The 11,662-nt window shown below is 43.6% G+C and carries 11 protein-coding genes; 6 read left to right on the top strand and 5 right to left on the bottom strand.

Annotation, left to right across the window (positions count from 1 at the left end; all coding sequences use genetic code 11):
- Positions 1–83: EF-Tu C-terminal domain-related protein (locus E5672_RS17700; protein WP_136783439.1), on the top strand; the 83-nt coding region annotated here is incomplete at its 5' end.
- A 142-nt stretch (positions 84–225) separates the two neighbouring features.
- On the opposite strand, the gene E5672_RS17695 is transcribed toward E5672_RS17700, so the two are convergent.
- Both E5672_RS17695 and E5672_RS17690 read right to left on the bottom strand, forming a co-directional pair.
- On the bottom strand, positions 226–696 hold the full coding sequence (locus E5672_RS17695) for a prepilin-type N-terminal cleavage/methylation domain-containing protein (RefSeq protein WP_136783436.1): 471 nt from the start codon (positions 694–696) through the stop codon (positions 226–228).
- A gap of 287 nt (positions 697–983) precedes the next feature.
- Positions 984–1,877 (bottom strand): TraB/GumN family protein, encoded by an 894-nt coding sequence (locus E5672_RS17690; protein ID WP_136783435.1) that lies wholly within the window; start codon positions 1,875–1,877, stop codon positions 984–986.
- Positions 1,878–2,197: 320 nt separating this feature from the next.
- On the opposite strand from E5672_RS17690, the gene E5672_RS17685 reads away from it, so the two are divergent.
- Complete coding sequence (locus tag E5672_RS17685; protein WP_136783434.1) at positions 2,198–3,241, top strand: alpha/beta hydrolase fold domain-containing protein; 1,044 nt, start codon at positions 2,198–2,200, stop codon at positions 3,239–3,241.
- Positions 3,242–3,298: 57 nt separating this feature from the next.
- On the opposite strand, the gene E5672_RS17680 is transcribed toward E5672_RS17685, so the two are convergent.
- Entirely contained in the window at positions 3,299–3,817 is a 519-nt protein-coding gene (locus E5672_RS17680; RefSeq protein WP_136783433.1) for a hypothetical protein, read from the bottom strand.
- Positions 3,818–4,130: 313 nt separating this feature from the next.
- On the opposite strand from E5672_RS17680, the gene E5672_RS17675 reads away from it, so the two are divergent.
- From E5672_RS17675 to E5672_RS17660, 4 genes are all read left to right on the top strand, one after another.
- Positions 4,131–5,822 (top strand): carbon starvation CstA family protein, encoded by a 1,692-nt coding sequence (locus E5672_RS17675; RefSeq protein WP_136783432.1) that lies wholly within the window; start codon positions 4,131–4,133, stop codon positions 5,820–5,822.
- Positions 5,823–6,058: 236 nt separating this feature from the next.
- Positions 6,059–7,219: an SO_0444 family Cu/Zn efflux transporter gene (locus tag E5672_RS17670; RefSeq protein ID WP_136783431.1), complete on the top strand. Its 1,161-nt coding sequence runs from the start codon at positions 6,059–6,061 to the stop codon at positions 7,217–7,219.
- Positions 7,220–7,367: 148 nt separating this feature from the next.
- Entirely contained in the window at positions 7,368–8,450 is a 1,083-nt protein-coding gene (locus tag E5672_RS17665) for a CNNM domain-containing protein (protein WP_136783430.1), read from the top strand.
- Positions 8,451–8,502: 52 nt separating this feature from the next.
- Entirely contained in the window at positions 8,503–9,690 is a 1,188-nt protein-coding gene (locus E5672_RS17660) for an energy transducer TonB (protein WP_136783429.1), read from the top strand.
- 33 nt (positions 9,691–9,723) lie between these two features.
- Here E5672_RS17660 and E5672_RS17655 read toward each other — a convergent pair whose 3' ends face one another.
- Entirely contained in the window at positions 9,724–10,950 is a 1,227-nt protein-coding gene (locus tag E5672_RS17655; RefSeq protein WP_136783428.1) for a porin family protein, read from the bottom strand.
- Complete coding sequence (locus E5672_RS17650) at positions 10,950–11,606, bottom strand: methylamine utilization protein (protein WP_136783427.1); 657 nt, start codon at positions 11,604–11,606, stop codon at positions 10,950–10,952. Before E5672_RS17650 ends, E5672_RS17655 begins: the two co-directional genes overlap by 1 nt.
- Between the last annotated feature and the right edge of the window lie 56 nt (positions 11,607–11,662).

The raw sequence follows: 11,662 nt of genomic DNA, 5'->3' as shown, positions 1-11,662 counted from the left end.
CGATGGAAGAAGGTCTTCGTTTCGCAATCCGTGAAGGTGGTCGTACAGTAGGTGCTGGTGTTGTATCTAAGATCCTAGACTAATCTAGACTTAGCAACACAAGCCAAAAAAGCGCACTTAGGTGCGCTTTTTTTATGCCTTTTGAAAAGTGCGTGAGTGTGGGCAAGAAAAATATTAGTTGGAAAGAAAGTAGGGAAGGTGCTGCTTTTACAACGTAAAGATATCTTACACGTTACAATTATTAACAGTAATTGTTGGCTCTTGTCCTTGATTTGGGTGACGGTAAGTAAGCTTGCATACTCCATTTTCTGCTATTTCAGCATTGCTAAAGTCACTTGTTTGTTTTTCTAGGGTAAAGGTAACTTCAGGGGCCGAACCGGTTAGCTTCCAGTCTTCTTCGGTGAACTCTGCTACTAGTTTTAAGTTCGTTTGCGTGGCATAAGGATAGCCATAGCGCACACGAATACCCGAGGTCAACGTAGTATCAGCGCTACCTTCAACACCTTCAAGAAGTGATTTAGCATAAACTATATCTGAAGATGCGGTGAGAGCCGACTTCAAGCCTTGTAGAGCGCCTATTTGCGCATCTTTTTGAATACCTAATAGCTTTGGTGCAGCTGTCACAGTAATTATGCCAATAATGACAATTACTATGATTAACTCAATGAGAGTGAAGCCTTTCGTTTTACTCTGCATACCTTATCGCGCTATTTGCCCTAAATCATTACTCGTCTAATTTAAGTGTATATTATTGAAAACGCGTTTAAAAATAGACTTAAGCCTAAGGCCTTATTGATAGATGCATAGGTATAAAAAAGCGAGGGCTCTACGTAGGGCCTGTTATACTTTGTCACAATCCTTGAGCTTGGCTCATAAGGTTTGTATGGCGTTATCGCGATAAAAGGCTTCCATTTGGGGCACAATTCGCATATCAAAGATCAACAGGCCTTAGCTAAAATTTGCAGCATTCGAACTAAAGGAAACTACAATTGCTCTACTGTGTAACCTTTAGCTTTCAATAAAGCGAAAACACTGTCTTCACCTACTAAATGTCCTGCACCTACTAACACAAATTCTTGGTCTTCGTCACCAAACATGGCCTCAATTTGCGGTAGCCAGTTTTGATTGCGTTTGGTAAATACATCGTCGTAAGAAGCGGGAGATTCGCGTTTGAACGTGCCTACTACTAATTCATCGATTTCCTGCGTGTCGCCTTCTCTCCATGCTTTGATCGTGCTTGTAAGCATGTCTTTTAACTCTGGTAGTGTTTCTAGCGTTTCAGAGATAAGACGGTCTTCTTCACCTGCGCCCATGCTTGCTAGCATATTTATTTGAAAATCCAGCGATTCCAAGTATTCACTGGTTTTTTCATCACGCTTTGCTAACTGCATAAAGTAGGCATCTACACCTTGTCCTGCCATCTGAGAACGCTGCGCTTCCATTGCAACTAGCATTGAAGCAACCATGCCAGGCTTAAAGCGAGCTAGCTGATCTGCCGTAGCGCCGAATTTACTTAAGTAATCGTTAAGCGCCTGATAGGTTTCTTCAGATACGTCATCTTTTAGAGATTTCCCTTCCGCGTATGCCAGTCCAGCCATCATTTTTTTCTGGCCTTCGATATCAGTTGGTTCAGGCATTTTCACTTCAAAAACTAATGTGTCGGCTTTCTCATATATTTCAGTAAATGCGCTAGGCAAAGGGAATTCCGAGATGGGTAAAATATGGATTGTGCCGCCAACATAAACCACATCTTCGCCGTTAGACACTTTCCAAACTGACGTTGTTTCTTGGCTAGCGTTTTCGGCAAAGGCACTTGTTAACGAACATACAGCCAGGCCTAATGTAAAAAGTAGCTTGCGTGCAGAAAAGTTTTTCATCTTAATCCCTATAGTTATTTACTTAATGGTAATTTAAGCGCGCGATGCAATATCCCTTCGCTTGTGATTTCATCAAAACAGCAACCATTCATGCAGTAGCGTCTAAATTATAATCTAGGTTAGCAAAATGCAATGCAGATCTGACCTGTACTCAGGATGGGAATTTACAAGAGTGCAAGATAACCACCATTTAGGTCTATTGAGGAAGCTAATAATGGTAATTGCAACCACCATCTTAAACCAAGCTTTACATCTACTGCGGCCTTCACGTAACTTCTTAATAACAAACTATATTTACCAATGCCAGGAGCGCCACCGCTATGAAGTATATATACTTGCTAATGTACGTCCTTTTATTTTTGTTTGCTCCCACTATATTTGCTACTGAAAGTCTTATGCCCGATAAAAAACCACCATTACCTAAAGCAGCCAGTGAAGCGTTGGCAAATAGTATCTCAACGTTTCCTCAATTCACTAAAGAACAGGTTAAAGAGAGTACCCCGCGCACAAGTGAAGAGTGGAGAAACTACGTTCACAGTAGAAACGCTGAGCAAAAGAAAAAAATTAAAAAGATGAAAAAAGAGCTCAATGTAGATGTTGAACTAATCAAGTTGAACGGTGTTGTTACGCGAAAATTGACGCCAAAAGTTATTACGCCAGAATTCAGCGATAAAGTGTATATTGATATTCATGGCGGCGCTTTTGTTTTATTCGGTGGTTTGCCAAGCATTGAAGAAGGATTACTCGTAGCGGAAAGGTTAGGCATCGTCGTGTATAGCGTCGACTATAGAATGCCGCCAACGTTTCCTTTTCCTGCTGCACTGAATGACGTAGTGACAGTTTATAATGATTTACTACAGCAGTTTGGCGAAGGAAATATATTCGTTGGAGGGACATCTGCAGGAGGTGGCTTAGTACTTTCACTTGTTCAATCAATCTTAGCAAATGAAACGGCGTTGCCAATTGCAGTATATGCAGGAACGCCGTGGGCTGACCTTTCTAAAACCAGTGACAGCCTTTATGTAAACGAGGAAATAGACAATGTGCTTGTAACGTACGACGGCTTTTTGCAAAGTGCTGCAGAACTATATGCAGGCAAAAAAGCGCTGACTGACCCCGCTGTTTCACCACTTTATGGCACGTTCAAAGCATTCCCGCCTACATTACTAGTGACAGGGACGCGAGACATGTTTTTAAGCGATACGGTGAGAGTGAGTCGGGCCATACGCGACAGTGGAGGTATGGCGCAGATAGACATTTTTGAGGGGCTATCTCATGCTGAATATTTGATTTTCTATAAAACGCCAGAGTCAGAAACCACGTACAGAACGATGAAGACTTTCTTCTTATCTCACATCTATTAATTGGCTTGGTACGCCTATTAATACTTGGGCGTACCAACCATGTTTCAGCGCAATTAATTACGAACCAAATACGACGGTTAATACGGCTACGATTGCACCGATACCCGCTATTTTAAGGCCGTTTTTGTACATCGGTAATTTAGGGATGAACATAAGAAATGCCGAGATAACGAAAAACAATAAGCCCAAACCAAAGCTGATGTTAAGCCAAAAAAGAGGACTGTTATTTGTCGCTTTGTGTAGTTTCACCATTTTCGCTAGCACGATAGGGTAGTCTTTTTTGCTAACTGTGGCTTCGCCAGTAGCCTTGTCATACTTGCCCACATTGAGCACAATTTCGTCTGCATTTTCGCTAGTTACTTTACTGCCTCTCATTTTTAATAAAGGCAACAATTCCTCACCTGAAAGGTTGGCTTCGAGTTGCTTAGTTTGGACTTGGTCGTACTTCAATATATCGGTAGGTCGAAATATTAAAAGAATACCGCTGATAGCGTATACACCCATTATGCCCGCGAGAAAAAAACCTAGCCATCGATGATATTTACGAAAAGCCATGTGAAATTTAGGTGATGCCATATTTTTATCCGCACAAAAAAGAGCGTATTTATAAACGAGAATGCATCTTATTTAAAGCGGTTCTTCTCTTATTTGTCCAAAATTTACGCCAAGTTACCGTTTTGTCCTAAGCTTGTGCGTGTAAGTGTCGTAAAAAGTTAGCTAAGTGGTATGAAGAGTCGTAATAATCTACGCCATAGTTAGACTTTAGTCTTACAATGACGCTAAACCATAGTGACAAATGGTTTAATGTTACAAGACGGGCTTTAGGTCTTTTGCGTAAGTGCACGACAAAATATAAAAGACCTCAGAAAAACAATATTAGGATAATAAAATGCAGTCTATTGCCATAGTAATACTGGGCATCATCGGAATGTTGCTCGGTTGGTTCGTATATTCGAAATTTATTGCGAGCCGCATATTCAAATTGGATGATAGTTTTGTAACCCCTGCTCATACGATGCAAGACGGGGTCGATTTTGTTCCCACCAATAAAGTTGTCTTATGGGGGCATCACTTTACCTCTGTAGCAGGCGCTGCACCCATAGTGGGCCCAGCCATTGCTGTTTATTGGGGATGGGTTCCTGCGGTACTTTGGGTTGTCTTTGGTACGATCTTGTTTGCCGGCGTCCACGATATGGGCGCGCTATGGGCCAGTGCCCGACATAAGGGTAAATCGATGGGGGCACTTTCTGAAAGTGTGATCGGTAAACGCTCCCGTTCGCTCTTTATGATTGTAATTTTCCTCGTTCTATTGATGGTTAATGCGGTGTTCGGCGTAGTTATCGCAAACTCTTTTGTTTCTCAGCCTAACGCGGTTTTTCCTGCATGGATGGCTATTGCCGTTGCATTAGTTATTGGTCAGCTACTAAAGCGCAATTTCAGTCTTATTCCTTTGTGTATTGTTGGCATTATTGTGCTTTACGCGTCCGTATATGCAGGTAGCTACATTCCACTGAGCCTGCCTGAAACCATGTTTGGCTTGGCCGACAAAGCAAACTGGATAATCATTCTGTTTGTTTACGCTGCTATTGCCTCGCTACTGCCAGTGTGGATGTTGTTACAGCCTCGAGACTTTATTAACGGCATGCAGTTGCTTGTTGGTTTATTCCTACTTTATGGCGCGGTTTTCTTTGCCATGCCAGACATCACAGCGCCAGCGTTTAATACTCAAACTGCAGTCGATTCGCCGAGCCTTATTCCGCTGCTCTTTGTAACCATTGCATGTGGAGCGGTTTCTGGTTTCCATGGCATTGTTTCTTCGGGTACTAGTTCTAAACAGCTAGATAAAGAGACCGACGCGCGCTTCGTGGGTTACTTAGGTGCGGTAGGTGAAGGCTCACTTGCACTTATTACTATTGTCGCGGTAAGTGGCGTTGCCTTTGCAGCTTCACCCGAAGAGTGGCACGAAGTTTATAGCCACTTAGGCGCTGGCAGCGTTGGCGCGTTTATCACTGGAGGCGCGAATCTTATTCAGCAAGGCTGGGGTCTGCCAGTAGACTTCTCATCCACAATCCTCGCGGTAATGGTCGTATTGTTCGCAGGGACCACCATGGACTCTGGCGTGCGTCTTCAACGCTACATCATTCAGGAATGGGGCGACATTTATTCAATTGGTGCGCTCAAAAATGGTGTAATAGCGACGCTTGTTGCGGTGGGCTGTTGTCTATTATTAGCATTTGGTGCGGGTGGCGCGTCCGGTAGTGGCGGAATGATCATATGGCCGCTGTTTGGTTCTACTAACCAAATTCTTGCAAGCCTAACCCTGCTAGTTATATCAGTTATGTTAATAAAGTTAGGGCGACCAGCGAAGTACACGCTTATACCAATGGTATTTGTACTCATCATGGCTTTCTTCGCGGGGCTTATAAAGCTTAAAGAATACTATGTTGAAGGAAACTACTTGCTGGTGTTCTTAGATGCAGTCGTGCTGGTTGTTTCGGTACTTGTAATGCTAGAGGCTTTCTCTGTGGTGTCTAAGCTCAAGAAAGAAACGCAGCATAACAAAGGGCAGGCCAACAGCTAAATGGCTGTCGATACTTTTTTTCATGGTTGACCTCTGAGTTTAAAAAGCACACTCACGAGACCGTCAACGTTTGGCCAGTACATTTGTACTGGCCTTTTTTACACTTCCACAATCGTTCTAATCTGTTTTGTCGATTTTCTGTCACACTTTATCTTTGATATTATCTATGTTGTTTCAAACATGGTAATTTTAGCTTTAGGCGGTGCAGCCTTTGGCCAAATTACAAGAGAGGCTTCGTGTCAGATATCATTTTACTAGGGCAAAATTTTCTAGCGTTATTCATGGAGTCAGCGCCATGGCTGTTATTGGGCTTATTGGTCGCTGGGGTTATGCATGAGTTAGTGCCTGTTTCTTTCCTAGAGAAGCATATGGGCAGTGCGTCATTTGGCTCTATCAGTAAAGCTGCGATTATCGGCGCGCCTCTTCCTCTTTGCTCTTGTGGCGTTATCCCGGCCGCACTTGGGTTGCGCCGAAGTGGTGCCTCTAAGTCCTCCACTATCTCTTTTTTAGTTTCTACGCCGGAAACTGGTGTAGATAGTGTGTCGGTGTCTTATGCGCTATTAGGGCCACTATATGCCATTGTAAGACCTGTTGCTGCTGTTGTAAGTGCAATTTATGCAGGTCTTATGGTTCGTTTTTTCGCAGAACGTTACGAATTCTCTGAGCAAAATCACCCAGTATCCAAAGTAGCCCCTTCATCGTGTTGTAGTACTAAGTCAGAGCCAGAAATTGCGAATAAGCCAGAGGCCGATACGCAATGCTGTGGCAGTGAGTCTTCCCATCAACATGAACACAAAGCATCACGTAGCGGGTCAAAGACGGCTAAGGTATTGTCTTATGCAAGCGGAAAGCTTCTTGAAGATATTGTGGTATGGCTACTTATTGGTTTAGCGCTTGCCGCCGCTATTAAAACCTGGGTGCCTACTGACTTTCTTACACAGTGGGGTGATGGTGTGGTTGCCATGCTTGTCATGGCCCTTATAGGTATCCCGATGTATATATGCGCCACCGCCTCTACACCGCTTGCGGTTGGTTTTCTGGCTGCGGGACTATCACCGGGTGCCGTACTGGTCTTTTTAATGGCGGGCCCTGCCACCAACGTATCGACCATGGGTATGATTAAACAGGAAATGGGATCGCGAACTTTATTGCTCTACCTGTTTAGCGTTATATCGGCAAGTATCGGATTTGGCTATGCATTAAACTATTTTGTATCCTCGTTTAATTTATCTTCAATGATCAAGACAGCAAGCCACGTCCATGAGCACGGTGCTGGTATACAGGTAATCTACGGATTATGTACAATTTTGTTAGCCGGATTAATGTTGAGACTGGGTGTGAAAAAACTGCAGCAATCTCGCCATAATCATGAGCAGCACTCAACATGTTGTGAATAACAGTAACGCGATTGTTGATTCTCCTCAAACAAGCGCTCAAATGATATTTACAGAGCGCTTGTATATCCCGCGCTATTATCCATAATAGTCGCTCAACTTATTTAAATTAAAACGCGTTTAAACCTACAAGGACGCTTGGAATAATTACATGCTTTTACTTATTGTGTACGTCTTCATTGCACTGGGCTTTTCTTTTTTGTGCTCCATTGCAGAGGCTGTAATTCTAAGTGTTTCGTCCGCGTATATCTCTGTGCTGGAAAAAGAAGGTAAAGCGAGTGGTGCGCTCCTGCGTAAACAAACCGATAATATTAATACGCCCCTTTCTGCCATACTCACGCTTAATACAATAGCTCATACCATGGGCGCAGCCGGTGCAGGTGCACAAGCTGCTGCCGTATTTGGCGATGCCTACTTAGGCGTAATTTCGGCAGTGCTTACGCTGCTTATTCTTATTTTCTCAGAAATTATTCCAAAGACACTCGGCGCTACTTATTGGCGAACACTAGCGCCTATAACAGCATACTTTCTTAAATACCTTTCGATTGTGCTTATGCCGTTTGTAAAAATGTCAGAGTTAATGACGAAAGGTTTTAAAGAAGATAGCCCACTTCGTGGGTTAAGCCGCAGTGAACTGCATGCTATGGCTGAATTATCGGGGCAAGAGGGCCAGTTAGCTAATCATGAAGCGGCTTTTTTGCAAAGCTTGTTGAGTCTGCACGAACTTAGAGTGAAAGATGCAATTACTCATCGCACGGCACTGTTTAAAGTATCAGAGTCGATGACGGTGGAGGCTTTTTTCCATAAACACGCCAACATTGAGTTCTCTCGTATTCCCGTATTTGAAGATAGCGATTCAGAAAATATTACGGGGTTTGTTATGCGTTCTGATTTATTAATTGCTCAAGCAAGAGGTAACACTGATAAATCGCTTTCTGAATACGCCAAAGATATGGTAACAGTGCTAAATACCATGCCTTTATCGGTGACGTTTGAGCACTTTATAAACAAGCGTGTGCATATGTTGTTGGTAGTTGATGAGTATGGTGGTTTAGAAGGTGTTTTAACGCTAGAAGACTTGCTTGAACGCTTGTTAGGCGTAGATATTGTCGATGAAAAAGACACAACAGTAAGTATGCGAAGGCTAGCTAAAATGATGACAAAGCGCAAAGAGCAGATGATGATCAAAAACGTGCCCGATGCTTCACTTGAAAAATCAGCGAACAAGAAATAACCTTAAAACTGTTGTGCGTTAACCGCTTACTCAATTATTAAGGATGATAGACATGTTCAAGGCCGTATTGACAAAACTTTCGATTTCTACCGGCGCTATTGAGCAACTTTCTTTGCGAGACCACGCGGCAAAGCAAAAGTCGATTGCTTTAGCGGCGTTGCTTCTTTCGGTAGGTATCACAAGCGCCACTGCACAAGAACTTAGTATTCCCTGCGATGAAGTTGAAGAGAAAGCACTAGCAGCAGCGAAACTTAATGAAGTTGAGCGCATAAGTGCATTTAAACCCGCGTCCCCGTTAGAGCGCGTTGATCCTAGATATCCTTCTTCTGCAGCGAGGAAAGGCCGTGAAGGCTGGGTTAGGCTGAGCTATGTTATTGATGAAGAAGGCAGAGTGAAAGATCCTGTGGTCGAAGATTTCTTCGGAAGTCCTGCTTTTAAGCGAAGTGCACTATCAGCCGTTAAGAAGTGGCAGTATGAGCCAGCGATAAAAGATGGCGAGCCTACTCAACAGTGTCACCAAGCTGTTCAAATGGATTTCGCATTGGTCGGAAAAACGGGCGCCACTCGTAAATTTATTAAAGCCTATAAAAACGTAGATGAAATATTCAACGCGGGAGACGTAGAAGCGGCAGAGGAAGCTCTAAACGAGCTACTAGGCTGGGACACGTTAAACCGATACGAGAATGCGTGGTTGCTGAGTCTGGACGCACAGATTGCAGGTGCTAAAGGCGACATCGAAAGAGAAGCGAGAAGCCTAACGCGGTTGCTTGCTAGCAATGGACAAAAGCGCTTCGACAATGCCGTGTTCGATGACGACTACGTAGCTTATGTGCTTCAAAGAAAAATCCTTCTAGATACGCAGCGCGGATATTTTGCAGATGCCATGAAGTCTTACAGCGCACTTCAAGAAATGGATGAGCAACAATCACGTATCGACGAGTCTGCTGCAATTATAAATCAGATCGAAACTTTCATTGCGTCTGGGAAAAACCTGCAGGTACCTGTGAGCATGGGAGACAACGGACGATGGTTCCACACCCTGGTAAGAAACAAGTTTGCTTTTAATAACATACAAGGTGAGCTTGATACTGTAGAAGTTCGCTGCGACTCCCACCGAGAAAAGTTCACCGTTGCCGAGGCTCATGTTTGGCATATTCCACAAAGTTGGGGGCAATGCCAGGTGATGGTTAAAGGAGACAGTGAGACGAAATTTGACTTAATCGAGGTTGCCGAAAGTTAGATTTCGCCAGACTGAGCTTTAAAAAGCTATAGTTCAGAGTGTTGCGGTTAACGCCACTTGAAAGAGGTGTTCTGTGAAATTCTCACTAGGCTGAAAGAAGCGCAAATTTTCTTGATCGCCTGAGTTTAATTGCCATTCTGTCGTTACTGAAAAGCGAGAGGTAATGTCGTACTTTACGCTAATTGTATAGGCGTTACCTCGACTACCGTTTGGGTCGTACATTGTGTTGTCATTATCAATGACGCGATACCAGTCCATACGAACTGCCGCGGTTAAGTCTTTAAGTCCCACCGTATTTAAATCTAACGCTGCGGCAACATAAGCACTTGCGAAGTCATTATCAACGATTTTTTCTCCCATTAGGGTGTCGCCATAGAGAACCTGGGAGAACAGTGTTAATTCGGAGCGGGGCATATAGCGAAGCGTTATCGAATGAAAGCGTGTATGCCATGCATAAATGCGGTCAGGGTCAACAACATTGGCATCTGCATTGTTATTGTAATAGTAATAGCGCATTTCGGCGCTGCGCTTGTACGCCACGTGTGCCCCGAAATAATAGCCAAAGCGATTGTCTATTTCTCTAAAGGGTTCGGTCCATGCAGGAGCATCCAGCCTTTCTTCATCGATTACACCTGGAATGGGCAAAAAATTCACCCTATCGTTGTAAAGCGATTGTCTGTCGTGAAGTGCGAAGCCTCGCCAAGAGAGCAGTGTTCCAGTGCTATCGTTACCTTTAAAAACGCTGCCCAATACTTTCCACGACCAGTTGCTTCGTACTTGTCTGCCATTTTGCCGAAGACTTATCTCAAGCCCACCTGTTCTTAGTTCTTCACCTATCCAACTGTTTATGGCTGAGTTAGTCAGGAAGTGAGGTGACAGCCACCCAAAGTCAGTATTTTCAGCAGAAATGGCCGGATAGAATGCTCCAACTTTTACTTCAGGCTTTATCGAAGACGCACTAAGCGGCCGATATTTCAAATATAGCTGAGAAAAGTTGAGTCGTTCTTCACCGTCACTGTAAGCGTTTAAAACACCAGATAAAGTCCAATCATTAGTCAAACGCTGATCTGTTGATATAACGGCTTGAGAGAGGCGCACACCGTTACCGTCATACCGTTGGTGGTTCCTGCCAAAGTTTTGGAAGCTTTGCGTATTCTCTTGTAATGTCCATGTTCCACGAAATAGAAAATCTGTGTCTGCGTAACTAGCTATAGAAAACGCCAATGAAAATAGCGTTAATAGTTGAGTGGTAAACCGCATTAATAATCGCCAAAGCCAGAATCAAAGCCATCATCACTAACAATGGTTGTACCAAGTGCCCATGTTACTTCAGTGTCGGCATTCACAGCGATGGATTGTGATGGGAACGCTTTTTCACCTTCTACTTGCGGATGCCAAAAGCGTACAGTGTATTCACCATGGGGAAGTGAAATAAAAGACTGGCCCTTGCTATCAGTTTTTCCAAAATAAGGAGAATCCGAAACAACGATATACCCCAGCATCCAGTCGTGGATATTGCAGCCAATATCAACGACACCGGCAGTGTCGAAGCGCAAAGGCTCTGCAGTAAACTCTTTATAAAGCTTAAGTTCGAATTGCTTTGTGGGAGAAAAAGAATAGACGTGGTGAAACAAGTTATCTGCATTAGGGAAGGTTACTTCTGTGCCAGCTTTTACTACAAGCACGTGAGGTTCAAACTGTTTATCTATTTGATTCATTATGGCTGGTTCTTGTTGCGGCATCTGATGCGCCTCTACCTCGAACTGAGGCTCAAAAAGAAACACGCCGTTATCGACGGGGACGCCATCGCTATCGTTCAGCGTTATAGAAAACGTTGCGGTTTGCTCATCTTGTCCCAATGCCATACTTGAACAAGCCATAAGAAGAAGGGCGCTAAAAATTGTTTTGTATTTCATTCAAGTACCACGGCACAAAGCATTTAAAGAAGACGTCAGTTGACTTAACCATAGAA

The sequence above is a fragment of the Alteromonas portus genome, assembly GCF_005117025.1.
Lineage (GTDB): Bacteria > Pseudomonadota > Gammaproteobacteria > Enterobacterales > Alteromonadaceae > Alteromonas > Alteromonas portus.
The sequence above is the reverse complement of the archived record's forward strand: the minus strand, read 5'-3'. Positions and strand labels throughout refer to the sequence as shown.